Here is a 24,593-nt window from a genome sequence, read left to right as displayed (position 1 = left end):
GTCGCGCTTACTCACGGCCTGGCGCGATGGTCGGCCGTCCGGCGCCGGGAATGTACGCCAGCGCACCGAGTTCGCCGGGGCGTCGGAAGACAATCATCCGGTCGATCCTGCTCCATGGTCCCGGTTCGCCGGGCCGGCAGACTCGACGCTGTGTGAAGGAAGCTGCCATGTCTCTCGGAACCATTCTCCTGGTCATCGTCATCCTTGCCCTCTTGGGCGTCATCCCTGCCTGGCCGCACAGCCGGGGCTGGGGTTACGGGCCGAGCGGCGGGCTCGGGCTGCTGCTGGTCATCCTGGTCGTCCTGCTGCTGCTCGGACGCCTGTAAGCGCTCATGAAATTCAAGGACTACTACCAGGCGCTGGGGGTCGCGCGGAGCGCCAGTGCAGACGAGATCAAGAAGTCCTATCGCAAGCTGGCGCACAAATACCATCCGGATGTCTCCAAGGACCCGGGCGGTGAGGAGAAGTTCAAGGAGGTCGCGGAGGCCTACGCGACCCTGAAGGACCCGGAGAAGCGCCAGGCCTACGACGACCTCGGGCGCCGCCCGGCCGGCGAGCCTTTCACGCCGCCGCCGGACTGGCAGCAGCGTTTCCACATGGACGAATCCGGCTTCGAGGATGTGGACCTGTCGGATCTGTTCGCTGCTTTCGGGCGCGCCGGCCACGGCCCTCGTCCGCAGAGCGACCCGCCGCGGCGCGGCCAGGATTTCGAGATCGCCGCGCCGGTGACGCTGGAGCAGATCTTTCATGGCGGCGAAATCGAGGTGCGTGCCGAATTGCCGGAGTCCGACCCGAACGGTCTGGTGCACCGGGTTGTGCGCACCTTTCGCATCACTCTTCCGAAAGGCGCCGGCGATGGCTATCGCCTGCGTCTGGCCGGGAAGGGCGGCCCCGGGCACAAGGGCGGGGCGGTCGGTGACCTGTACGTGGCGCTCGCGCTGCAGCCGCATTCCTTGTATCGCCCGAGTGGCCGCGACCTGTATCTCGACCTGCCGCTGGCACCCTGGGAGGCTGCGCTGGGGGCCGAGGTGGACATTCCCACCCTGGCCGGCAGCGTCACCCTCAAGGTCAAGCCAGGCACCCAGTCGGGGCACAAGCTGCGCCTCGCCAGGCGCGGGCTGGCGGCCACCGACGGCAGCATCGGCGATCTGTATGCGCAGGTCCGGATCGATGTGCCGGGCACCCTCAGCCCCGCCGAGCGCGACCTGTTTGTGCAGCTGGCGGCGGTCTCCGGCTTCAACCCGCGCCAGCACTTCCTGTCAGGAGCACCCGCATGAGCACGCAATTTGCCGAACCGGCAGGGCAGGACGACGGCCAGGTCTGCCATATCGAATACCTCGCCGAGGTGTCCGGCCTGAGTACCGACGAGATCGAGGATCTGGTCAGCATCGGCCTGATTGCCCCGGCCGATGACGCTGTGCGGCCGCCGGCCTTTGGGCTGTGCTGCGTGCTGACCGTGAAGACGGCGCGGCGTCTGCGCGACGACTTTCAGCTCGATCGCCACGGCGTCGCCCTGGCCCTCACGCTGGTGCAGCAGATCCGTGAACTACGGGCCGAACTGAAGGCGCTGCAGGCGCGGCTGGGTTAGGGCGGACTGTGTCTGGCAGCGCACTGACGGGCGCGCCGGTGTATGTGAATGTCGTGTCTCGTGATGCCGTTCCCGCCGGGCCCCTGGCGGCTGATATCCCACGGAGGCTGCATGCCGCAAACCCCTACGCCACGCCTTGGCCAGGCGCCTGCCAAGCTCGGGCGCACAGAGTTTCACCTGCAGTTCCAGCGCGCCTACGCCGATCCGGCCTTCGATGCGGTCAAGAGTGCGCTGGCTGAAGTCGAAGAAGTTGCCTGGGACAACTACCGCCACGGCCACAAGGCGCCGCTGACGGCAAAGGCCGGCCCCGGCTTTGCCGACCCCGACTACCTGCTGTCGGTGGAGTGGAAAGCCACCCGCGACCGCCTGCTGCTGGCCGACAAAACCCAGCGCAATCCGGCGACCCGCTCGCGGGTATTGCTGATCTGTGGCGCCGCGCGCAACGATGGCAGCTGTGCCAGCGAGATCTCCAAGACCTTCCGCATGACCCAGTGGGCGCGGGAGATTCTGGAGGCCGAAGGTATCGAGGTGGATCTGCTCGACCTGAGTCTGCTGACCTCCAGCTACGACCTGCACATTCACCCCTGCAAGGCCTGCGTGTCCACCGCCATGCCGTTGTGTCACTGGCCGTGCAGTTGCTATCCCAACCACGGAGCGCGCCAGACCAACGACTGGATGGCCGAAATCTACGAGAAATGGACTGCCGCCCACGGCGTCATCATCTTCACGCCGGTGTACTGGTACCAGACGCCAAGCGTGCTCAAGCTGATGATCGACCGGCTGGTATGTGCCGATGGCGGCAATCCGGACCCGACCACCACCCAGGGCAAGAAGGCCGAGCTGGCCAAGACGCTGGAGCTGGCCGGCTGGAACTACCCCAAGCATCTGGCTGGCCGGGCGTACGGGCTGGTCGTGCATGGCGATGTGGCCCGTGCCGTGGCCCACACCGTTGCCGGGCTGCGTGCCGGCATCCTTACTGCTGCCGACGCCGGCCTGCATTCACCTCGCCCGAAATAGGCGCAGGTCGGACTTCCGTTCGGCAATGCAGCTCCTGCGCTCGTTTACCCCATTACCGGAGCTCATCATGAACACATCAATCGAAGAAAATACTCCCCTTTTCAGCTCAGAGATCCACACGGTGTCGGCGGTCTATCCGAGCCGGGAGGAGGCCGCAGGCGTGCGCCAGGTTTTGATGGAGCGCGGCATTGCGGCCGGAGAAATCCGCATCTTCCAGGAAGCCCCGTCGCAGCCCGCCGAGGAGGTCAGCGATGACGTGCTCAAGGACGTGCTGGTGGATGGCAGCATCGGCACCGTGGTGGGCACCGGCGTCGGGGCCCTCGGGACGCTGGCCATCGTGGCTTCCGGCATCACGCTTTTTGTGGCCAGCCCGGTGGTGGCACCGCTGGCCATGCTCGGCTGGTTCGCCGGCATCGGCGGCATCGTCGGTGCGGCGGTCGGCGCCGGGCGCAAGGAAGGGCGCTTTTCGGAGCTGGTGAAGGATGCCGTCAAGGCGGGCAATACGGTGCTGCTGGTGCGCACCCATAATCTTGCCGATCAGACGCTGGCCCGCAACATTGTCGAAGCGTCCTTCCGCGGCCGCGACGAAGTCAGTACGGAATCGAACTGACACAACAAAACGGGGGCGGACAAAGTCACGTCCCCGTCATCGACCGAATGCCTTGCCGCCAGCTCAGCGGCCGGGCTTGTCTGCCTGCTTGCCGATCCCCCCACCCGCCGTTGCCCCGCTTTCCGTGCCGCTGCTCGTGCCGCGGTCAACGGTTGCGCCGGCCCCCGTGCTGCGGCCCCGTGTGGACATTCCGCTGCAGGCAGTTAACCCGGGCAGTGTTGCCACGGCCGCCAGAATGGCTGCCAGCTTGTGGGGCGTTTTCATGGTGATGCCTCTTTGTCGAAAGGATTCAGCAGGCGGGAAATCCTGTCTTTGCAGGATGCGGTGGAGGTGGCGTGGTGGTCTGTGCTGCACCCCACATAGGGCACACGAATGCCCGCCATGGGTGAGTATCAGGATGCCTAGCATGAAACGGCCTGTTTTATATGTTGGATAGCACACAAAGCTGTGCCTGTTTTCGGCCTATGCTGTCTTGTACAAAACAAAACGACGCGCGGTGACTTCATTACGACTTTCTGCATGACCCAAGGTACATAGATGCCCAGCTCAATCCCCGATAGTCCCCGACAAAACCGCATTCTGGCGGCCCTGTCTCCTGAGGAATATGCCCGGCTGGCGGATGATCTGGAGCTTGTCAGCCTGCCCGAGGGGCAGACGCTTTTCGAATCCGGCGACAGCCTGGTTTTCGTCTATTTCCCTACCACCTGCATCTTTTCGCTGATTTCGACGACCGAGAACGGCTCGTCGGCCGAGCTGGCGATGACCGGCAATGATGGCCTGGTCGGAATCCCGCTGGTGCTCGGCGGCGAGACGACCAATTACAATGTCATCGTGCAAAGTGCCGGCAGTGCCTACCGCTTGCGTGCCGAAGTGATGTGCTGGGAACTCGATCAGGGCGGCAGTTTGCGCCGCCTGGCCCTGTGCTACACCCAGGCCCTGATGACCCAGATGGCCCAGAGTGTGGTGTGCAACCGTCATCACTCGGTCGATCAGCAGTTGTGCCGCTGGCTGCTGCTGAGCCTCGACCAGATGTCCGGCAATCAGCTCCATGTGACCCAGGAAGGGATCTCCAACATGCTCGGGGTGCGCCGCGAGGCCGTCACCGAGGCGGCTGGCAAACTGCAGGCGGCAGGCCTGATCCAGTATCGCCGGGGCAACATCACGGTGACTGATCGCCCCGGCCTGGAAGGGCGGGTGTGCGAATGCTACGGGGTGGTCAAGGCCGAGTACGAGCGGCTTTTTCACCTGCTGGAAATCCTCCCGTCCCGGCAGCAGCGCGCTCGCCCGAATCCGGCAACCCTGCGCCAGCGTGCCGAGACCCGCCTGCTGCAGGCGCAGTCCGTGGCGCCGAGCGCCCCGGTCAGCCAGTGGGACACGGCGCGTCTGCTGCACGAGCTGCAGGTGCACCAGATCGAACTGGAGATGCACAACGAGGAACTCCGCAACGCCTACGATGAAGCCGACACCCTGCGCGAGAAATACGCCGACATCTACGACTTTGCGCCGGTGGGCTATTTCACCCTGGATGCGCAGGGGACTATCCTGCAGATCAACCTGGCGGGGGCCATCCTGCTCGGCATCAAGCGTTCGCAAATGGGTCGCTCGCGGTTTGCCGCTTCCGTCAAACCGGAATCCCTGCCGGAATTCAATGCGTTTCTGGAGGATGTGTTGAGCGGCAAGGCCAGAAAACAATGCGAGATCCGGCTGATGGCCACCGAGCAGCGCCCCGGGGCACTGGTACGGATCGAGGCCGTTGTGGACGAAGGTGGCCGGGAGTGCCGTATGGTGGTGATGGATATCACCCGGAAGATGAACAGCAGGGTTGGCGATGCGCTGCCGTCAGCCCGCTTTCCCGACCCGCCGCCTGGCAACGTCTGAGGGCCCGGCATTCCGCCGGTGCTTCGTTACACCCCGTTCCAAGGAGAACAAAGATCATGCTTTACACCTTCAAATCCCCGGCCACTGCCAATCTCGTGATGCTCGAGAAGAGCGGGGCCCAGATGCTCACCATCATCGGCAAGGAACTCACGCCCCAGGGCATCATTACGGTGGCCCAGATTCCGGATGCCATGGCGGCGCTCGATGCCGAGGTCGACGCCCAAGAGGAGGCCGCCCGCGGGGAGCCCCAGGACGGCGGGCTGCCGGAATCGGAAGAGCAGGTTGACCATGTCACCCTGCGCCAGCGGGTGGCGCCCTTCATCGAGATGCTGCAACGCAGTGAGGATGCCGGCGAGGCGGTGGTGTGGGGCGTCTGAGCGCACCGCGCCCTTAGTCCTGCGGGTCTTGAGGCGGCTGTCGGGCCAGCCAGTGCAGGAGCGTTCCGAACAGGTTTTCCAGGCTCACCGGCTTGGCGATGAAATCGTTCATCCCGGCGGTGAGGCAGCGCTCCCGTTCCGGGGCGAAGGCGCTGGCGGTCATCGCCACAATCGGGGTCAGGCGGCGTCCGGCCAGTTTCCGGATCGCCCGCGTCGCTTCGAGTCCGCCCAGTTTCGGCATCTGCAAGTCCATCAGGATCAGCGCGTAAGGGCTGGCGCCGGCCTTGTCGATGGCTTCGAGGCCATTGGCCGCCGTGTCGACCGCGAGGCCGATGTCCGTCAGCAGCATTTGCACCACTTCCAGGTTGATCGGGTCGTCGTCGGCGACGAGGATCCGGGTGCCTTGATAGTCGCGCTGGAGGATCTGCTCGGCGCTTTCCGGCAGGGCGTCGCTGGTGATCGGCAGGCCCTTGTCGAGGCGTACGGTCAGCCAGAAGTTGCTGCCTTCACCCGGTGTGCTGCGCACCCCCGTTTCGCCGCCCATCAACTGGACGATGCGCCGGGTGATCGCCAGACCCAGCCCGGTGCCGCCGAATTGACGGGTGGATGAGCTGTCGGCCTGCGTAAAGGCTTCGAAGAGTTTCCCTTGCTGTTCCGGCGTCATGCCGATGCCGGTGTCGATGACGGCAAAATGCAGCAGGTAGCCGTCGTCGGTTTCTGCGCGCAGGCGCGCTCTGAGGGTGACACTGCCCGTGCGGGTGAACTTGATCGCGTTGCCCAGGTAGTTGAGCAGGGCCTGCGACAGGCGCGTGGGGTCGCCGCACAGCAGCGCCGGTACCCCCGTCAGGTCGGCGCTGAGTTGCAGCCCCTTGGCTGCGGCACTGTCGGCGACGATGGCCAGCGTGTTGTCGATCAACTCGTGCAGATCGAAGTCGATGTGTTCGAGCAGGAGCTTGCCGGCTTCGATCTTGGAGAAGTCGAGGATGTTGCTGATGATTTCCATCAGGTGGTGGCCGGCAAGCTCGATCTTGTCGAGCTGTTCCGCCTGCTTCGGGGTGACGCCGCTGCGGCGCAGCAGGTGCGCCATACCCAGGATGCCGTTCATCGGCGTCCGGATTTCATGGCTCATGTTGGCGAGGAAGCTGCTCTTGGCGCGGTCGGCAGCCTGGGCGGCATCGCGGGCCGCCAGCAGTTCGGCGGTACGTATGGCCACCAGTTCTTCGAGCCGTGCATTGAGGACGCTCAGTTCCTCGCGGGCCTTGTCGGCATCGTCGCGGGCGGCGCGCAACTCTTCGTTCTGCATCTCCAGCTCGATCTGATGAACCTGGAGTTCGTGCATCAGCCGCAGCGCATCGATTTCATCCGGACAGGTGGACGACCGCTGTTCCTGCACGAGGCGCGCCTCGGCGTTCCGGCGCAGTCTGGCGGCGATTTTCTGGCCGGGTAGCGGTTCAGTGCTCACGGCGCGTCTCCCTTTTGCGCAGGCGGGCTTCAAGCTGCTTGATGCCGGTAATGTCGATGAAGGTGAGCACCACGCCGTCGATCACGTTGTCCTGGGTGCGGTAGGGCATGATGCGCACCCGGAACCAGCGTCCGTCTTCGGTGCACACCTGCTTCTCGCTGAAGATCAGGGTGGTCAGCACGGCGATCGCGTCGTCCTGCAGGCCGGGGTAGTCGAGGTCGGTGACGATGTCGGAGAGGGAGCGACCGACATCCCCCGGAATGAACTTGAACAAGTGGGTGGCGTGGGTGGTGTAGCGCCGCAGCTTCATCTCGTTGTCGAGAAAGATGGTGGCGATTTCCGTGCTGTTGAGCAGGTTCGTCATGTCGTTGCGCGCCCAGGTGAGGTCGTCCACCTTGGATTGCAGCTCGGCATTGATGGTTTGCAGCTCTTCGTTCATGGATTGCAGTTCTTCCTTCGAGGTGGTGAGTTCCTCGTTGGTGACTTGCAGTTCCTCATTGGCCGACTTGACCTCTTCGAGAGAGGCCTGCATTTCTTCCTGGTTGATGCGCAGGGTGTCGCGGGTCTGGGCCAGCTCCAGGGCCAGGGCGTTCTCCCGGTCGGAGGCCACGCTGTGGCGGGGTTTGCGACGCCCGGCCGAGGCTTTCTGGTCGTTGAACACGACGAGTACCCGGTTGCGCAGGGCGTCTGGCTTGTCGATGCCCTGCACGGTGACATTGACCGTTTGCATGCCCCTTTCGGTGTCTATCTGGAGGCCGTTCAGATGGATGGGCTGTGGCTGGTGCAGGGCGTTGCGAATGACGCCGGTCAGCGCCTCGCGCAGGCCGTCGCGGGCCATTGCATGGATGTTGATGTTCACCTTGCCGGCGGGGGGCTCCAGGTATTTGCCGATGCGCCCGCTGATGTAGAGGATGTCGCCGTCGCCATTGACCAGCACGGCGGCCGGCGAATAGTTCTGCTGGATGAGCTGGTTGGTCTGGTGTTCGATGCTGTCGCGGTAGTCGGGGCGTTCGCCATCGACCACCATCTGGGGCGTGGAAGGCGCTCGCGCCGGGAGGTCCAGCCAGGACGAGCCGGACAGGCGATCAATGCGCTGGAAAATGTGGGTTTTCTTGTCGAGGGGGGTGAACAGGTCGACAAAACCGCCGACGGTTTCGGCACTGCCGAGCACCAGGATGCCTTCAGGGCTCAGGGCATAGTGAAACAACGGCAGGATCTTCTTCTGCAGGTCGGGGCCGAAGTAGATCAGCAGGTTGCGGCATGACAGGATGTCGAGCCGGGTGAACGGCGGATCGGAGACGATGTTTTGCGGCGCGAAGATGACCATTTCGCGAATGTCCCGGTTCACCCGGTAGCCGCTTTCTTCGGCCACGAAATGGCGGGCCAGCCGTTCCGGGTTGACATCGCTGGCGATGTTCGCCGGATAGCAGGCCTGGCGGGCCTTGTCGATGGCGTCCACGTCGAGGTCGGTGGCGTAGATCTGCAGCGAGAAATGCCCCTCGGGCTTGAGCTGTTCGAGCACTTCCCGGAAGACGATGGCCAGCGAGTAGGCTTCTTCGCCGGACGAGCAGGCTGGCACCCAGGCGCGCAGGGCCTTGCCCTCGGGGTGGCGGGCGAGCAGGGCCGGAATGGCCGTGTCGCGGAGGAATTCCCACACCGAAGGGTCGCGGAAGAAATTAGTGACGCCGATCAGTACTTCCTTGAAGAGCAGGTCGAGCTCCTGCGGGTTGTCACGCAGGTAGGCCACGTAACTGGCGATGCCGCTGATCTGCAGCAGGGCGATGCGCCGCTCGATGCGCCGGTACAGGGTGCTCGGCTTGTACAGGGACAGATCGTTGCCCGTGCGGCTGCGCAGCAGCACGATGATCCGCTCAAGGTCGCTTTGTTCGCCGACACCGGGGAGCGCGTCAGCCTTGTGGCCTGGCGGGGCATGCCGGAGGTAGGCGGCGATGCGCTCCACCACTTCTTCGGCGGGGGCCACGATGTCGACGACGCCGGCCTTGATGGCGCTGCTGGGCATGCTGTCTGCCTTGGCGCCGGCCGGGTCCTGGGCGAGGGTCAGGCCGCCTTTTTCCTTGATCGCGCCGAGGCCGAGCATGCCATCGGAGCCCATGCCCGACAGCACTACGCCAATCGCCCGGTTATGCCGGTCGTCGGCCAGGCTGCGCAGAAAAAAGTCGATGGGCAGGCGCAGGCCGCGCTTTTCGGCCGGGTCAAGCAGGTGCAGGATGCCGTTGAGCAGGGACAGGTCCTTGTTCGGCGGGATGACGTAAACGCAGTTTGGCTGCACCGGCATCTGCTCGCCGGCCTCGACCACCGGCATCGGGGTGCCGCGCTGGAGCAGCTGGGGCAGGTTGCTGTCGTGGTGCGGGTCGAGGTGCTGGACGATGATGAAGGCCATGCCGCTGTCGGCAGGTACGTGGGCCAGCAGGGCGTCGAGGGCTTCGAGGCCGCCGGCGGAGCAGCCGATGCCGACGATGGGAAAGTCGGTATCCCGGTTTTGGGGCCTGGTGGGGCAGGCCACTTGGTCAGGGCTCGTCACGTCCTTCGTTACCGTGACGCTGCGTCCTTTGGCCATGCTTCATCCCATTGTGTTGTGGTTCTTGATTGTCGGGGGCCGGCTTCGAGGCGGGCGGGAGGCAAGGATTCTCCGCTTCATTGATACACGCTGCGGGATTATTTGCGCGCCCGAAACCGGATGGGTTTTTAGCGCGAACGCAGCAACCAGCTGATCAGCAGTCCGGCTCCGACGGCGATGCCCAGCGCGGCGACCGGCTTGTTGCGGATGTGGGCGCTGCAGCTTTCGGCAAAGCGCGATTTGGCATCCAGCAGCTGGCGACCCTTGGTGTCCATCGTTTCCGCCGCCCGGCCGGCGCTGCCAGCGAGTCTTTCGACTGCGTGGTGAGCACCGGTGGCGAGGTGGTCGACGGCCGGCTGCGCGGCGCCCGAGGCCCGGTCGATGGCCCCGTGAAGGCTGTTGCTGGCGTTCTCTACCGAGCGGGCGAGGGTGCCGCCCAGATCGTTGGTGCCGATGAGTGATGTGCTTGTGCTGGCCATGTCGATTCTCCTGTCTGACTGGGGACGGGGGCGCGGTTGCCCCCCCGCATTGCTGGCTTACATCTGGCCGTTGCGGGCCTTGGCGTCCTTGATGCAGGCGGCCTTCGGGTCGCCGGCCAGCGTGTCGCACTTTTCCTTGGCGACGGCATAGGCGGCGTCACGCTTTTCCGTGGCGGCATCCTTGCGTACGTCGTTGGTCTTTTCGACGACCTTGGCGTCGGCCTTGGCGGTCACATGGGCGGCCTTGGCTTCCTTGTTGCACACGTCCTTGGCGTTGCCGGCGGCGTCGTCGCACTTTTCCTTGGCAACTTCATAGGCGGCATCAGCCCGGGCCATGCGGACTTCGTAGTTGTGCTTTTCGGACGGCTCGTAGCTGGCTTCGAGTTCGGCCTTGGCGACCTTTTCGCGGCCCTTGGCTTCTTCGATGCAGATGTCCTTGGCATTGCTGCTCAGTGCCTGACAGGCGTCCTTGTCGATCTTGTACTTGGCCGAGATGTTGTCCTTGCCAGCGCTGTATTCGGCCTTGGAAATGGGGGCGGCGATGGCGGCGGCGCTGAAGCTCAGACAGATGGCTGCAGCGATGGCGGCGAGATTGAAGTTTTGCATGATCATCCTTTTTTGACTTTGCCGTCGTGGGGGGCACGATCTGGCGCCTTGCGGTCATTGCAGGATGGGCCGTCGGGCCGTTGGGGTCGGTGCGGTGGGGCACACTGGCTTTTGTTATCGTGAAAGGCGAACTTGCCGCCCCCACTGCGCTTGATGCGGTACATGGCGGCGTCCGCCTGGGCGATGAGGGTGGCGGCGTCGGTGCCGTCTTCAGGGTAGAGGGCGATGCCGATGCTGGCGCTGATGGGCACCAGGCTATCGCCTACCTGGGCGGGGGCGGCAATCGCCGAGAGCATCTTGCCGGCGATCATGGCGGCATCGGTGGCGTGACTGACTTCGGCCAGCAGGGCCAGAAACTCGTCGCCTCCGTGGCGGCTCACGGCGTCGGAATTGCGCACCACCGCCACCAGCCGGTCGGCGACCAGCTTGAGGATCTCGTCGCCGACGGCGTGGCCCAGGGTGTCGTTGATTTCCTTGAAGTTGTCGAGGTCGAGAAAAAAGACGGCGATGCGTGTGCTGCGCCGGCGTGCCAGATTGATCGCGCTTTCGAGGCGGTCGAGCATCAGGTTGCGGTTGGGGGTGCCGGTGAGGGGATCGTGCTGGCTGCTGCGGGTCAGCTCATCGAGTTCGCTCAGGGCTTGCTCGGCGATGCGGTCGGCCTGCAGGGCGGCCAGCACCAGGTGTTCGTTGGCTTCGCGGAGCAGGGTCGCCCGGGTGGCCTCGGCGTCGCGTCGGGCCTCGCCCAGATACTGGTGGAGTTGCGCCAGTTCGGCCCGCAGGTGCTCGGCTTCTGCCTGGAGCCTGGCCAGTGTGAGCCGGGCCGTGGCCACCTTCTTTTTTTCGGTGGGCCTGGCCACGGCGGTTCAGGCGGCGGGGTTGGCGAAGTGTGCCTGTCGGGCCGGCCGCCCCGACAGCAGGCCGGCGTGGCCGCTGAGCGTGGCGCCGATGCGGATCCCGTCGTCGTCGATCGTGAACATGCGTAATTCATTGGAGTGGGCGCTGGCCCGTACCTTGACCACGGCCATCGCGCGCAGCAGGCGGCTGTTCATCTCGACGTAACGATGGACGATGATCGCGTCGGTCAGGAAGGCGGTGCCGTAGGGGCTGAAGCGCAGGTCGGTGTAGCGGTCTTCCAGCTCGGAGGTCATCAGCACCGTTGCGCCGCTGCTGGCCAGTGCCGACACCAGGCGCGACAGGGATTCGCGGAAGTCGTCGCGGAAGGTGGGGGCGAGGGCCAGTTCGAAACCCGACAGGGAGTCGATGACGACCCGGCTGGCGCCAAGGCGGCGGATCTCGTCGATGAGGAGCATGGCCATTTCATCGACGGACAGATCGGGTGCGCGGGTGTCGACGACGCCTACCCGGTCGCTGTCTATCAGCGAGCACAGGGCGTGGCCGCGGGATTGCCGGGAGCGCTGTTCAAAGGCAGCGATCACGCCGGTTTCGCCGCAGCGGGCCCCTTCGATGAGGAAGGCCGCGGCGAGGAGACTCTTGCCCGATCCGGACGGGCCGGCGACGAGCAGGGAATAGCCCTGCGGCAGGCCGCCACCCATCATGTCGTCGAGCCCGGGAACGCCCATCTGCAGGCGTGTGCGGGGGGCGGCTGGGTTGCCGGCTTCACTTGACGGTGCCGGCGGCAGCGGGGCGAAGACATGGATGCCGGCGGGGCCGATGCGAAAGGTGTGCAGGCCGGGCAGGGTCGCCTGGCCGCGCATCTTCATGACTTCCATTTTGCGCACCATGGAGTTGCCCTGCACGCTCTGCTTCATCCAGATGAGGCCGTCGGCAACGGTGAACACCGGGTTGGGATCGCTGAGGCTGAAGTATTCGCCGATCAGGAAGGTGGTGGCCTGCCAGCAGGTCATGAGCACGCCGAGGTTCTGGATGAAGTGCTGCAGGCCCAGGGAAGGGCTGCCGTCCGGCCTCGGGTTGCTGACCACCGAGCGGAAGGAGTCTACAAACACCAGTCCGGGGGCGTGGGTTTCCACTTCGTTGGCGATGCGCGCCAGTACCTTGTCGAGATCGCCGCTGGCGGCTTCATCGGACAGGTTGACGAAGCGGATCGAGCGGTCGAGGCGCTCCATGTCGAAGAAGTCGAACTGCTGCTGGTAGCGCAGCATTTTGATGGGCGGCTCGCCGAGAACGGTGAAGTACAAGGCCGGCCGTTCGGGCGTGGCCAGCGCAAACATGATCTGGTGGGCGAGGGTTGTCTTGCCGCAGCCGGGAGGGCCGGCGAGGAGGTTGAAGGAGAATTCCGGCAGGCCGCCACCGAGCACGGCGTCCAGCCCGGGCACGCCGGTGGCCAGGCGCTGGATTCTTGTCTTGCCTGTGTTCATGGCGAGGTGTCCTGTGCGGCGTCGCCGCTGTTGGGGGTGTCACGCATGGACGGCAGCAGCCGCTCGGCGAGCGATGTGCCGATCAGGCGGCCGAGTAGGTCGAGGAACATCTGCAGCAGGGCGTTGTTGGCCGCGGCGGCGGTGGCGCTGGTCTGCTGGGAGAGCATCGTGTGCAGGGGCGCAAACTCCCCCTCGCGGACGGTGGCCTGGTGTACGCCGGTGAGCCACGGGTAGTCGCTGCGGATCAGGTACAGGCTGCGCTTGTAGAGAGCGGCGACACCGCGCCGGCCGATGATCGGGGAGAGGGTCGCATCGACGCCGCGCCACAGGGTGACGGCCGCGTCGGCGATATGTCCGGCGCCTGCACCTTCCTTGGCCAGTCGCCTCAAAGTCGCTTGCATGGGATGTGCCTCATTCAATGGTTACCAGAAAATGGCCCTTTCATTCAAGTCTGGATAAGGGCGCGCTTTGCGTCGGTGTGCCAGCACACGCGGGTGGGGAGACGTGCGCTCACAGTCGTGGCCCTGACCACTGCCAGTCGCGTACTTCGGGCATGTCCTCGCCGTGTTCGCTGACCCAGGCCTTGTGGCGGGCAATGGTCTGGCGGTAGCGCTCGGTGGCTTCATCGACCCGGTTGCGCAGGCGCGGGATGCGCCGGATGGCGTCGAGGGCGAGCTGGTAGCGGTCCATGTTGTTGAGCACCACCATGTCGAAGGGGGTGGTGGTCGAGCCTTCTTCCTTGTAGCCGCGCACGTGCAGGTTGGCGTGGTTGTGGCGCCGGTAGGTGAGGCGGTGGATCAGCCAGGGGTAGCCATGGAAGGCGAAGACAACGGGCTTGTCGCGGGTGAACAGGGCGTCGAAGGCGTCGTCGTCAAGGCCGTGGGGGTGTTCGGCGGGGGGCTGCAGGGTCATCAGGTCCACCACGTTGACGACGCGGATGCGGATGTCCGGCACGTAGTCGTGCAGCAGGGTGACGGCGGCCAGGGTTTCGAGGGTCGGCACGTCGCCGGCGCAGGCCATCACCACGTCGGGCTCGCCTGCGTCGTTGCTGGCCCAGTCCCAGACGCCGGCGCCGGCGGTGCAGTGGCGGATCGCCGCGTCGATGTCGAGCCACTGCCATTCGGGCTGCTTGCCGGCGATGATCAGGTTCACGTAGTTGCGGCTCTTCAGGCAGTGGTCGGTCACGACCAGCAGGCAGTTGGCGTCGGGGGCCAGGTAGATACGCACCACCTCCGGGCTCTTGTTGGCCACGTGGTCGATGAAGCCCGGGTCCTGGTGCGAGAAACCGTTGTGATCCTGGCGCCACACGTGGGAGGTGAGCAGGTAGTTGAGAGACGCCACCGGCTTTCTCCACGGGATCTGGCGGCACACCTTGAGCCACTTGGCGTGCTGGTTGAACATCGAGTCGATGATGTGGATGAAGGCCTCGTAGCATGAGAACAGGCCGTGGCGGCCGGTCAGCAGGTAGCCCTCGAGCCAGCCTTCGCAGAGGTGTTCGGAGAGCACTTCCATCACCCGGCCGTCGGCCGACAGGTCGTCGTCCACCGCCTCGATGTCGGCCATCCAGGCCTTGCCGCTTACGTCGATGACCGCCCCGAGCCGGTTGGAGGCGGTTTCGTCGGGGCCGAAGAGGCGGAAGTTGGCGCTGGACAGGTTGCGCCGCATCACCTCGGCGAGAAAGCTGCCCATCACCCGGGTGGCCTCGGCCTTGACGCTGCCCGGGGCGGCCAGCGTGACGGCAAAGTCGCGGAAGTCGGGCATTTTCAGCGGCACCAGTAGCTCGCCGCCGTTGGCGTGGGGGTTGGCGCCCATGCGGCGCTGGCCGGTGGGGGCGAGGCTGGCGAAGTCGGCGTGCAGGCGGCCGGTGGCGTCGAAGAGATCCTGGGGGGCGTACCTGCGCAGCCAGTTTTCCAGTTGGCGGATGTGTTCGGGGGCCTTGAAGTCGCTGATGGGCACCTGGTGGGCGCGCCAGGTGCCTTCCACCGGCAGGCCGTCCACGGTCTTGGGGCCGGTCCAGCCCTTGGGGGTTTGCAGCACGATCATCGGCCACGCCGGGCGCGGGGGCGGTTGGGGAGCACCGGGGGCGCGGGCTGCGGCCTGAATGTGGCGGATGCGGGCGAGGATGGTGTCGAGGGTGGTGGCCAGCAGTTCGTGCATGGCCATCGGTTCGTCGCCGACGACAAAGTAGGGCTCGTAGCCGTAGCCGCGAAACAGCTCGGCCAGTTCGACGTGGTCGATGCGCGCCAGTACCGTCGGGTTGGCGATCTTGTAGCCGTTGAGATGGAGGATGGGCAGTACGGCGCCGTCCCGGGCCGGGTTGAGAAACTTGTTGGAGTGCCAACTGGTGGCCAGCGCGCCGGTTTCGGCTTCGCCATCGCCGACGATGCAGGCGACGATCAGGTCCGGGTTGTCGAAGGCCGCGCCGTAGGCATGGGCCAGGGAGTAGCCCAGCTCGCCGCCTTCGTGGATCGAGCCGGGGGTCTCCGGGGCCACGTGGCTGGGAATCCCGTAGGGCCACGAAAACTGCCGGAACAAGGCCTGCATGCCGTCCCGGTCCTGGCTGATGGCGGGGTAGGTTTCGCTGTACGAGCCTTCCAGGTAAGTGCTCGCCACCAGGCCCGGCCCGCCGTGCCCGGGGCCGATGATGTTGATCATGTTGAGGTCGTGATCCTTGATCAGCCGGTTCAGGTGCACATACACAAAGTTCAGTCCCGGGGTGGTGCCCCAGTGGCCGAGCAGGCGCGGCTTGATGTGGGCAAGGCTCAGCGGTTCTTCGAGCAGCGGGTTGGCGCGCAGGTAGATCTGCCCGACGGACAGATAGTTGGCTGCCCGCCACCAGGCGTGCAGGCGGCGCAGAAGGTCGGGGCTGAGCGTGGTCATGGTCGTGTTTCCCGTTAGCGCCCGGGTGCGTCGCGCAACTGGCGGTAGCGACGGATCAGGGTGTTGGTGGAACTGTCGTGGGCGAGCGCCGGCAGCGTGGCGGCACTCAGTTCGGCGAAGGTGGTGCTAGCCAGTTGCTTGCCCAGTTCGACACCCCACTGGTCGAAGGAGTCGATGTCCCAGATGACCCCTTGCACGAACACACTGTGCTCGTAGAGGGCGATCAGGGTGCCCAGCGACCAGGGCGTGAGGCGGGCGGCGAGAAGGGTGTTGCTCGGTCGGTTGCCCTCGCAGCAGCGGTGGGCCACCAGTTCGTCGGGCGTCCCTTCGGCGCGCACTTCGTCGGCACTGCGCCCGAAGGCCAGCGCCTCGCCCTGGGCCAGCATGTTGGCGATCAGCAGGTCGTGCTGGACCGGCAGGGGGTTGAGGGCCTGGCTGAAACCGATGAAGTCGCAGGGCACGATGCGGGTGCCCTGGTGGATCAACTGGTGGAAGGAGTGCTGGCCGTTGGTGCCGGGCTCGCCCCAGTAGATCGGTCCGGTGGCGTAATCGACGCGGACGCCGTCCACGGTGACGTGCTTGCCGTTGCTCTCCATGGCCAGTTGCTGCAGGTAGGCTGGAAAACGTTTGAGGTATTGCTCGTAGGGCAGTACGGCGACGCTGGCAGCGTCGAGGAAGTTGTTGTTCCACACTGCCAGCAGGCCCATCAGCACCGGCAGGTTGTGGGCCAGCGGCGTGTCGCGGAAGTGCACGTCCATGGCGTGCATGCCGGCCAGCATGTCGCGAAAGGCCGCCGGGCCGATGGCCAGCAGCGTGGACAGACCGATTGCCGAATCCATCGAGTAGCGCCCGCCAACCCAGTCCCACAGGCCGAACATCTGCGCCGGGGCGATGCCGAAGGCGGCAACCCGCTCGGCGTCGGCCGACACGGCAACGAAGTGGCGGGCCACGGCGGCGTCGCTGCCCAGCACGGCCACGCACCACTCCCGGGCGACCTGGGCGTTGCTCAGGGTTTCGAGGGTGGTGAAGGTTTTCGAGCAGACGATGAAGAGGGTTTCGGCGGCATCGAGGTCGCGCAGGGCTTCGGCCAGATCGGTGCCGTCCACGTTCGACACGAAGCGCAAGCGCAGGTCGTGGCGGCTGTAGGCGCGCAGGGCTTCGTAGGCCATCACCGGGCCCAGGTCGGAGCCGCCGATGCCGATGCTGACGATGTTGCGTACCGGCTGTCCGGTGTAGCCGAGCCAGCTGCCGCTGCGCACCGCTTCGGCGAAGACCTCCATGCGGGTGAGCACGGTGTGCACGTCGGCCACCACATCACGGCCGTCCACCCATATCTGCTCGCCGGCCGGTGCGCGCAGGGCCACGTGCAGCGCGGCCCGGTGCTCGGTGGTGTTTATCAGATCTCCGCGGAACATGGCTGCGATGTGCCGGGGCAGCGCGCAGGCCTCGGCCAGCTCGCCGAGGAGGCGCAGCGTGTCGGCGCTGATGCGCTGGCGGGAGTAATCCAGGTAGAGGCCGGCGGCTTCGGCCGTGAAGCGTTCCCCCCGGGCCGGGTCGGCCGCAAACAGATCGCGCAGGTGCAGGCTGCCGATTTCGGCGAAGTGTTGCCGGAGTGCCTGCCACTCGGGGCGCCGGGTCAGCTCGGGGCTCATGGCGTCGGCGCGGCGGGCGGCGTGGCGTCGAGGCAGGCCGACTTGTCGGCGATGCGCTGCAGCAGTTGTTGCCAGGATTTGACGAAGGCCTCGGCGCCGTCGTGCTGCAGGCGGGCGGCCAGGGCGTTCACATCCACGCCGGCCAGGGCGATTTCGGCCAGTACCGCATCGGCGTTGCCGCCGTCGATGGGCATCACGCCATCCAGCGTGCCGTGATCGGCAAAGGCGTGCAGGGTCTTTTCGGGGAGCGTGTCGATGGTGCCGTGGGCGGCCAGCGCGGTGACGTACAGGGTGTCGGAGGCCTGCGGGTCCTTGGTGCCGGTGCTGGCCCACAGCAGGCGCTGGGGGCGGGCGCCGGTGGCCGCCAGCTTGAGCCAGCGCTGTGAGGCGAACAGTGCGCAGTAGGCCCGGTAGGTTTGTCCGGCCACCGCGATGCCGAGCTTGTGCTGCAATTTGGCGGGCAGTTGCGGGTTGGCGGCCACGTCCCAGCGGCTGATGAACAGTGACGCAACCGACGCCACGCAGGGGTCGAGGCCGGCTTCGAGGCGCCGTTCGATGCCGCGCAGGTAGGCTTCGGCGGCGGCCAGGTAATGGGCGCAGGAAAACAGCAGGGTCACGTTGATCGGAATGCCGCGAAAGATGGCCTCCTCAATGGCGAGCAGTCCTTCCGGTGTGCCGGGAATCTTCACGAACAGGTTCTTGCGTCGGCCCAGGGTATGGATCTGCCGTGCTGCGGCGAGCGATGCGCCGGCGTCGGCGGCCAGCAGCGGCGAGATTTCCATGGACACCCAGCCGTCCACCTGGTCGGTGGCGTCGAACACCGGCCGCAGCAGATCGGCGGCGCGGCGCAGGTCGTCCAGGGCCAGTTCGATGAACAGCGCCTCACCGTTCAGCCCGGCCTGTGTTTTGGCGGTGATGGCCGTATCGTAGGCCGTGCCACTGCCGATGGCGGCATCGAAGATGCTCGGGTTGGAGGTGAGTCCGGTGATGGCGTCCTCGGTGATGTAGCGGGCCAGCGTGCCGTCGTCGAGCAGGCTGCGGGTGATGTTGTCGAGCCACAGGCTCTGGCCGAGTCCGTGTAGCTGCCAGGTTGCGTTCATGGGTGCCCTCCAGGTATCGGTACTGGGTGCCAATTGCCAGTTTGAAGGGCATGACGGCGGGTGTCGGTACGCTGTCGCACGTAGGCCGCGGGTATGTACGCCACAGCACAGACGGGCCGTGCCGGAAGCGGCACTGTGCGCTGTTCCGGCACAAGACACGTGCCCGTTTCCGCGGTTTTGCTGGATGGCTGTTGCCCATTGGTCCCTGTTTATCGGCGTTCTGCTCATCACCCTGGTGCTGGCGGGGACGCTGCTTGGGCGCTTGCCGCTCAGCAGCGCGATGATCTATCTGGGTCTGGGCTACGTGCTCGGCCCCGGCGGCCTCGGTTTGATCGCCCCCGACCCGTTTCTTCATGCCGGCCCACTCGAACTGATGGCCGAGCTGGCGGTGCTGATTTCGCTGTTTGCGGTCGGCCTCCAACTGGGGGTGCCGATGCGTGACCGGCGCTGGGTGCTGCCCCTGCGCCTGGCTTTTCCGTCGATGGCGATCACCGTGGGGCTGATTGCGGTGGTCGGCGTGTGGGGGCTGGATTTGTCTTTGGGGGCGGCGGTATTGCTGGGCGGCATCCTGGCCCCGACCGACCCGGTGCTGGCCTCGGGGGTGCAGGCGGAGTCGGGCGCGCGGCCCGATCAGGTGCGCTTCAGCCTGGCTGGCGAAGGGGCGCTCAACGACGGCTCGGCCTTTCCGTTTGTGTTGCTCGGACTCGGCCTGCTGGGCCTGCATGAGCTGGGACAGGACGGCTGGCACTGGTGGGCGGTCGATCTGCTGTGGGCGACCGGCGGTGGGTTGGCGATCGGGGCCCTCCTGGGGGCGCTGATCGGCAAGCTGGTGGTGCATCTGCGCACGCGCCATCACAGTGCGGTGGGGCTCGACGAGTTCCTGTCCCTCGGGTTGGTGGCGATTTCCTATGGCACCGCGCAGTTGTGTCTGGCTTCCGGATTCCTGGCGGTGTTTGCCGCCGGTCTGGCCCTGAACCGGGTACGCGAGCAGCCGCTGGAGAACGAGCTTCCTCCCGAAGCGGCCGCCCCCCCGGTGCAGGGCTATGGGGCCCGCTCCACCCATCCCCGTCACGCCAGTGCCACCATGACGCAGGCCGTGCAGGTCTTCAACGGGCGTCTGGAGAGGCTGGCGGAGCTGGCCATCGTGCTGATCATCGGCGCCATGCTTCCCTATGTGCAGTTGTCACCGGTGCTGTGGTGGTTCATTCCACTGCTGTTCCTGATCCTGCGCCCGCTGGCCGTGCTGGCCGGGATGCTCGGCATGCGCTTGCCGGGGCACCAGCGGGCGATGATCGGGTGGTTCGGCATCCGCGGGATCGGTTCGGTGTTCTACCTGATGTTCGCCCTGCACCGTGGTGTGACGGGCGAACTGGCCCGGGATCTGGTGAGCCTGACCCTGGTGACCGTGGCGGCTTCGATTCTCGCCCATGGCATGTCAGTGCTGCCGGCCATGACGTGGTATGCCCGCTGCAAGGCAGCGCGGCCCTGAGCCGTCAGCGGACCCTCTTGGTACGGTAGCGCACCGACGCGGCGGCCGCTACGGCGCAGGATGATCTTCGGCAATGGCACGCATGCGGCACGGGTTTTCGCCGCGATAGTCCATCCGCTCATTTACTTGCAGCAGGAGAGATCATGACGAACGAAATGAATGCAATCCGGGGGGCCGCCGAGGACGGGAAGGATTTTCTCGTCAAGGAGCTGAAGGGTGTCGCTGGCGAGGCGAGCGCGTTGATGGACGATGTCGGCAACTCCACGGCCAAGGGATATGCCGCGGCCCGCAGCAGCGTCCTCGATTCGCTGGATGCCGCCCGGGTCCGCCTTGACGATGCGAGCAGCCGGGTTGGCGAGCAGGCTCGCCATGCCGCCGATGTCACTCAGGTTTATGTCCATAAAAATCCCTGGCAGGTTCTGGGCGGGGCTGCCGTACTCGGGTTTCTCATCGGTTTCCTGGTGAGCCGGCGCTGAGCGCCACCATGCCTGTCTGCCTGGCGGTGCCTGTTGTGTGGGGTGGCGCACGGAAAGATCTATAACTTGAATGCAGCATGAAGCATTGCGGCGTACAGATTGGTGTTTGTTGACTGCCCATCGCCGCTCAATCCGCTTTCTGCCATCGGCAACGATTGCGGAGTAACCGAAAGGACAAAAAATGAACAATATTCGTCGTACTTTCCACAAGCTCGCGCTTGTCACTGCCGCCTCCTTTTCGCTTGGAATGCTCGGTGGCAACGTCCATGCGGCCAGCGCCGAAGACCTGAACAAGGATGCCGCCCAGGCGCTGCAAACGCTGTACAAGACCAATCCGGTAGCCGAAAACCTGTCCAAGACGGCGCGGGGAATCCTGGTCTTCCCGAAGATCATCAAGGCCGGCCTGGTGTTTGGCGGCAGCTACGGTGAAGGCGTGCTGACCAAGGGTTCGCAGTTTGCCGGCTACTACAATTCCGTGTCCGCCTCGTGGGGCTGGCAGGCCGGTGCCGAATCCTACGGCTACGTCGTGTTCCTGATGAGCGACAAGGCCGTGAAGTACCTGGACAAGTCCAAGGGCTGGGAGTTTGGGGTGGGCCCGAGTGTTGTCGTGGTGAACGAAGGCATGGCCAAGAAGCTGTCGTCCTTGACCCTGAAGGACGACGCCTACGCCTTCATCTTCGACCAGCAGGGCCTGATGGCCAGCCTGAGTATCGAAGGCACCAAGATCTCGCGCATCAAGCGCTGATCCGCGCCTGAAAAGGCCAAACGGCAGGCTGGAACGGTCCTCTTCGAGGGCTGGTCCAGTCTGCCGTTTTTACGTGAGGGTCGGCGCTCAGCCCTGACTGATGCGTAGCGCTTGTACGGGCAGCGTGCGCATGGCCTCGGCCAGGCCTGCCAGTTCGGCTTTGCTCTGTCTGGCCAGATCGTCGAGACGGGATTGCTCGATGTTCATGCACAGCCCTTGCGCAATCTGTTCCATCAGATCGGCTAAGCGCCGGGCCCCGATCAAGCCGGCAATGCCCTTGATGCTGTGGGCGAGTGATTTTGCGGCCTCGTGCTCATGGGCTGCGATCCGGGCCTGCAGGGTGGCTATTTGTTCATGATGAGTGTGGATGAAGCGATCAAGCAGGGCGCTGTAGGCAAGGATCTGCTCATCCGATTTGCGCCAGTTGTCGCTGACCTGGATCCCGGGAATCTGCATCAGGGCGCGGCTCAAGGCACTGTCGCAGAGCGTTGCGGTGTCGTCGGGGACACGCAGGCCGGGCAGCCATTGACCGAGCGCCGCCGCGAGTCTGGCCGGTGTGACGGGCTTGCCCAGGTGGCCGTTCATGCCGGCGGCCAGGCAACGCTGGCGATCCTCGACAAAGACGTTCGCCGTCAGGGCGACGATCGGGATGTCGCGGTATTCCGGCAGGGCACGAATGGCCCGCGTTGCTTCGAGACCGTCCATGCGCGGCATTTGCAGGTCCATCAGGACCAGGTCGTAAACCCGTGAGCGCGCACAGGCGACGGCCTCATGCCCGTCTGCGGCGACATCGCCCTCGCAGCCAAGGTTTTCCAGCATCTCGAGCAGGATCTCCTGGCTCTGGGGATGATCCTCGGCGAGCAGGATGCGCATGCCCGAGAAGTCTGCCGCCCTGGCGAGGGTGGGCTCTTCCTGCGTCGTGGCCAGTGGTTCCGTGGCGCGTTGAAGGCGCAGCTCGAAGCTGAAGGCGCTGCCCGTTCCGGGCTGACTGTCCACCCAGAACTTTCCTCCCATCAAGGTCACCAGATGGTGGCTGATCGCCAGCCCGAGCCCGGAGCCCCCGTAGCTGCGTGTCATCGACGTGTCGACCTGCATGAAAGACTGGAACAGTCGGGCCAGATCGGACGGGGCAATGCCGCAACCCGTATCACTCACGCTGAATCTCAGCGTGACGCTGGCGGCGTCTTCGGCCACCCAGCCAATCCTCACGCAAACCGTTCCCTGGTGGGTGAATTTGATGGCGTTGCCACACAGGTTGATCAGAACCTGCGACAGGCGCAAGGCATCACCCTGCAGGCGCAGGGCGTGCAATTCCGGCTCGACGTCGGTAATCAGCGTCAATCCCTTTTCTTGCGCCTTGCTGTCAAACAGCCGGACGACCCGGTTGACCAGGGTGTAGAGATGAAACTCGGTGTGATCGAGGCTGAACTGCTCGGATTCGATCTTGGACAAGTCGAGGATGTCGTTGATGATCGCCAGCAGATGCTCCGAGCTTTCGTTCAACTGGTCGAGTTTGCGTATCTGAACGGGCGTGGTGAGATCACGGCGCAGCAGTTCGGCGAGACCGATGATGACGTTCAGCGGGGTGCGGATCTCGTGGCTCATGTTGGCGAGAAAGGCGCTCTTGGCCTGGGTCGCCGAATCGGCGGTTTCCTTGGCTTCCCGCAAGGCCTTTTCTGCCTGCTTGCGGTCGGTGATGTCCTGGATGACACCGAAGCCGCTCTGGACGATGCCGTTGGCGTCCCGCTCCAGCTCTGCCCGCTCCCGCACCCATGCCACCTGGTCATTCATCAGTAGCCGATGTTCGATGTCGTAGGGCTTGCCCTGTAACGCCGCTCGCCACTCCTGGCCGACGTAGGCCTGATCTTCAGGGTGGATGCGGCTGAAGATGTCGTTGACGTCGAACGGCCCCTCTCCGGTTACGCCGAAAATGCGGCGGGCCTCCTCGGACAGGGTGACTTGCTGCAGCGTGATGTTGACCCGCCAGTTGCCGATCTTGCCGATGGTCTGCGCCCACTTGAGGTCTTCCTCGCTCGCCCGGAGCGCCTGTTCGGCCAGTTTCAGCGGCGTAATGTCGACCATCACGCCACGCAAGCGGACCGGATGTCGTTGCTGGCCACTTCCTGCGAACTGGGCTTGCCCCTTGTGCTGAATCCAGCGGATGCTGCCATCGGGGCGAATGATGCGATGCGTGTTCTCGATCACGCCATTTCCGGCAGGATCGAGGGCGCGTTCATACGATGCCATTACCGGGGCTGCATCCTGGGGATGGACGAAGTCAGGTATCAGGCCAGGAGGCGTGGCGGGCGCCTCGGCGGATACGCCGAGGATGACTCGCGTCTCGTACGACCAGAAGGTGGTGCCGAGCAACAGGTCGTTCTCGAAGATGCCGAAATGCGCCGCGCCGGCGGCCAGGCGCAGGCGCTCTTCCGCCTGGCTGCGCTCGGTCACGAGGTATTCGAGTTCGGCGTTGTCCAGCGCCAGTCTTTTGCGCTCCGTCGTGTCGATGCAGACACCGGTCTGGCGACGCGGGTTGCCTGACTTGTCGTAAGCGGTATCGCCGTAGGCCTCTACCCAGCGGATTTCCCCGCCAGGCCGCACGATCCGGTACTGGCAGAAGAGGGGTTTGCGATCACGGACGGCCTGCGCAATGCTGGTTTCGACGCTCTGTTCGTCATCGGGGTGAACGATGGATGTCCACGTCTCGAAGCTGGCTTCGGTTTTGGCGGGATCCAGTCCGAAAAGGGCAAACAGTCCATTCGACCAGCTCAGCTTTCTGGTATCGATATCCCAGTCCCAGGCGCCGGCTTTTGCGCATTTCTCGGCGAGCGACAGGTACTCGCTGGCCTGTTTCAGCTTTTCTGCTTGAAGCTTTTGCTCCGTAATATCCTGGAAGACGGTGTAAACACCCTGGGTCTGGCCAGGCGTCTCTCCCGGGATGGGGGTTGCGCTGATCGTGAGCCAGATGCGTTGATCAAGGCGCGGGTTGACGATGCCCATCACTACATTGCGCACCGGCTGGCGTGTCCTGAGGCTGAGCATGGCCGGATGCTCCGCGTCATCGAATGGCGAGCCGTCTTCATGGATGGCATTCCATCGCGGATCCCGTGCGGTGAGGCCGTCCATCTGGTTGCATGTCCAGCCAAGGATTGCTTCGGCAGCGGGGTTCGCGGCGGTTATATTGCCCTGGCAGTCATGGAAAACGATGCCCAAGGGCAGCGACTTGAAGAGAAGGTCGCTGTGAGGGTCATGCACAAGGGCCGCATCGAAGGCAGGGGCGCTCACGTTGGTTCCGCACGGTGGTTATGCGCAACAGCATA

General features: G+C 65.1%; 22 protein-coding genes. 10 read left to right on the top strand and 12 right to left on the bottom strand.

The window, feature by feature from the left end:
• Positions 1–167: 167 nt before the first annotated feature.
• The 5 genes from ETQ85_RS16010 to ETQ85_RS15990 all read left to right on the top strand — a co-directional run bounded on the left by ETQ85_RS16010 (position 168) and on the right by ETQ85_RS15990 (position 3,215).
• Entirely contained in the window at positions 168–326 is a 159-nt protein-coding gene (locus ETQ85_RS16010; RefSeq protein ID WP_148580086.1) for a DUF3309 family protein, read from the top strand.
• A gap of 6 nt (positions 327–332) precedes the next feature.
• On the top strand, positions 333–1,277 hold the full coding sequence (locus tag ETQ85_RS16005; protein ID WP_148580085.1) for a DnaJ C-terminal domain-containing protein: 945 nt from the start codon (positions 333–335) through the stop codon (positions 1,275–1,277).
• A complete protein-coding gene (locus ETQ85_RS16000) occupies positions 1,274–1,588 on the top strand; it encodes a chaperone modulator CbpM (protein WP_148580084.1) in 315 nt (104 codons plus the stop codon). Before ETQ85_RS16005 ends, ETQ85_RS16000 begins: the two co-directional genes overlap by 4 nt.
• Positions 1,589–1,699: 111 nt before the next feature.
• Positions 1,700–2,605: a flavodoxin family protein gene (locus ETQ85_RS15995; protein ID WP_148580083.1), complete on the top strand. Its 906-nt coding sequence runs from the start codon at positions 1,700–1,702 to the stop codon at positions 2,603–2,605.
• A 67-nt stretch (positions 2,606–2,672) separates the two neighbouring features.
• Positions 2,673–3,215 carry a hypothetical protein gene (locus ETQ85_RS15990; protein ID WP_148580082.1) on the top strand — a complete coding sequence of 181 codons (543 nt, stop codon included), beginning with the start codon at positions 2,673–2,675 and terminating at the stop codon, positions 3,213–3,215.
• Positions 3,216–3,278: 63 nt separating this feature from the next.
• Here the strand turns inward: ETQ85_RS15990 and ETQ85_RS15985 are convergent, their stop codons facing one another.
• Positions 3,279–3,479, bottom strand: a complete 201-nt coding sequence (locus ETQ85_RS15985; protein WP_148580081.1) for an osmotically-inducible lipoprotein B — start codon at positions 3,477–3,479, stop codon at positions 3,279–3,281.
• A 273-nt stretch (positions 3,480–3,752) separates the two neighbouring features.
• On the opposite strand from ETQ85_RS15985, the gene ETQ85_RS15980 reads away from it, so the two are divergent.
• The gene (locus ETQ85_RS15980; protein WP_148580080.1) at positions 3,753–5,093 is read left to right on the top strand and encodes a helix-turn-helix domain-containing protein; all 1,341 of its coding nucleotides are present in this window, start codon (positions 3,753–3,755) and stop codon (positions 5,091–5,093) included.
• Positions 5,094–5,149: 56 nt separating this feature from the next.
• Positions 5,150–5,470 (top strand): DUF1840 domain-containing protein, encoded by a 321-nt coding sequence (locus ETQ85_RS15975; protein ID WP_148580079.1) that lies wholly within the window; start codon positions 5,150–5,152, stop codon positions 5,468–5,470.
• Positions 5,471–5,483: 13 nt separating this feature from the next.
• Here the strand turns inward: ETQ85_RS15975 and ETQ85_RS15970 are convergent, their stop codons facing one another.
• The 10 genes from ETQ85_RS15970 to tal all read right to left on the bottom strand — a co-directional run bounded on the left by ETQ85_RS15970 (position 5,484) and on the right by tal (position 18,563).
• Positions 5,484–6,932, bottom strand: a complete 1,449-nt coding sequence (locus ETQ85_RS15970; protein ID WP_148580078.1) for an ATP-binding protein — start codon at positions 6,930–6,932, stop codon at positions 5,484–5,486.
• The gene (locus ETQ85_RS15965) at positions 6,922–9,510 is read right to left on the bottom strand and encodes a chemotaxis protein CheB (RefSeq protein ID WP_148580077.1); all 2,589 of its coding nucleotides are present in this window, start codon (positions 9,508–9,510) and stop codon (positions 6,922–6,924) included. Before ETQ85_RS15965 ends, ETQ85_RS15970 begins: the two co-directional genes overlap by 11 nt.
• Before the next feature lie 128 nt (positions 9,511–9,638).
• Entirely contained in the window at positions 9,639–9,989 is a 351-nt protein-coding gene (locus ETQ85_RS15960; protein WP_148580076.1) for a hypothetical protein, read from the bottom strand.
• A gap of 57 nt (positions 9,990–10,046) precedes the next feature.
• Positions 10,047–10,595 (bottom strand): hypothetical protein, encoded by a 549-nt coding sequence (locus tag ETQ85_RS15955; RefSeq protein WP_148580075.1) that lies wholly within the window; start codon positions 10,593–10,595, stop codon positions 10,047–10,049.
• Positions 10,596–10,597: 2 nt separating this feature from the next.
• The gene (locus ETQ85_RS15950) at positions 10,598–11,452 is read right to left on the bottom strand and encodes a GGDEF domain-containing protein (RefSeq protein ID WP_148580074.1); all 855 of its coding nucleotides are present in this window, start codon (positions 11,450–11,452) and stop codon (positions 10,598–10,600) included.
• A 6-nt stretch (positions 11,453–11,458) separates the two neighbouring features.
• Positions 11,459–12,931 carry an ATPase domain-containing protein gene (locus tag ETQ85_RS15945; RefSeq protein ID WP_148580073.1) on the bottom strand — a complete coding sequence of 491 codons (1,473 nt, stop codon included), beginning with the start codon at positions 12,929–12,931 and terminating at the stop codon, positions 11,459–11,461.
• Complete coding sequence (locus ETQ85_RS15940) at positions 12,928–13,332, bottom strand: hypothetical protein (protein WP_148580072.1); 405 nt, start codon at positions 13,330–13,332, stop codon at positions 12,928–12,930. The genes ETQ85_RS15945 and ETQ85_RS15940 overlap by 4 nt, the downstream gene beginning before the upstream one ends.
• 109 nt (positions 13,333–13,441) lie before the next feature.
• Positions 13,442–15,811: a phosphoketolase family protein gene (locus tag ETQ85_RS15935; protein ID WP_148580071.1), complete on the bottom strand. Its 2,370-nt coding sequence runs from the start codon at positions 15,809–15,811 to the stop codon at positions 13,442–13,444.
• A 14-nt stretch (positions 15,812–15,825) separates the two neighbouring features.
• Positions 15,826–17,463 carry a glucose-6-phosphate isomerase gene (gene pgi, locus ETQ85_RS15930; protein WP_148580070.1) on the bottom strand — a complete coding sequence of 546 codons (1,638 nt, stop codon included), beginning with the start codon at positions 17,461–17,463 and terminating at the stop codon, positions 15,826–15,828.
• Entirely contained in the window at positions 17,460–18,563 is a 1,104-nt protein-coding gene (gene tal, locus ETQ85_RS15925) for a transaldolase (protein ID WP_148580069.1), read from the bottom strand. The genes pgi and tal overlap by 4 nt, the downstream gene beginning before the upstream one ends.
• 184 nt (positions 18,564–18,747) lie before the next feature.
• Between tal and ETQ85_RS15920 the strand changes: the two genes are divergently transcribed.
• The 3 genes from ETQ85_RS15920 (at position 18,748) to ETQ85_RS15910 (ending at position 21,273) form a co-directional block, all read left to right on the top strand.
• Positions 18,748–20,052 carry a cation:proton antiporter gene (locus ETQ85_RS15920; protein ID WP_148580068.1) on the top strand — a complete coding sequence of 435 codons (1,305 nt, stop codon included), beginning with the start codon at positions 18,748–18,750 and terminating at the stop codon, positions 20,050–20,052.
• A gap of 143 nt (positions 20,053–20,195) precedes the next feature.
• Positions 20,196–20,528 carry an ElaB/YgaM/YqjD family protein gene (locus ETQ85_RS15915; protein WP_148580067.1) on the top strand — a complete coding sequence of 111 codons (333 nt, stop codon included), beginning with the start codon at positions 20,196–20,198 and terminating at the stop codon, positions 20,526–20,528.
• Between the two features lie 181 nt (positions 20,529–20,709).
• Positions 20,710–21,273 carry a lipid-binding SYLF domain-containing protein gene (locus ETQ85_RS15910; RefSeq protein ID WP_148580066.1) on the top strand — a complete coding sequence of 188 codons (564 nt, stop codon included), beginning with the start codon at positions 20,710–20,712 and terminating at the stop codon, positions 21,271–21,273.
• A gap of 87 nt (positions 21,274–21,360) precedes the next feature.
• Here the strand turns inward: ETQ85_RS15910 and ETQ85_RS15905 are convergent, their stop codons facing one another.
• Entirely contained in the window at positions 21,361–24,558 is a 3,198-nt protein-coding gene (locus ETQ85_RS15905) for a PAS domain-containing protein (protein WP_148580065.1), read from the bottom strand.
• Positions 24,559–24,593 lie beyond the last annotated feature (35 nt).

It is taken from the genome of Zoogloea oleivorans (assembly GCF_008107625.1).
Classification (GTDB): domain Bacteria; phylum Pseudomonadota; class Gammaproteobacteria; order Burkholderiales; family Rhodocyclaceae; genus Zoogloea; species Zoogloea oleivorans.
This window is presented reverse-complemented; position numbering and strand designations above follow the sequence as displayed.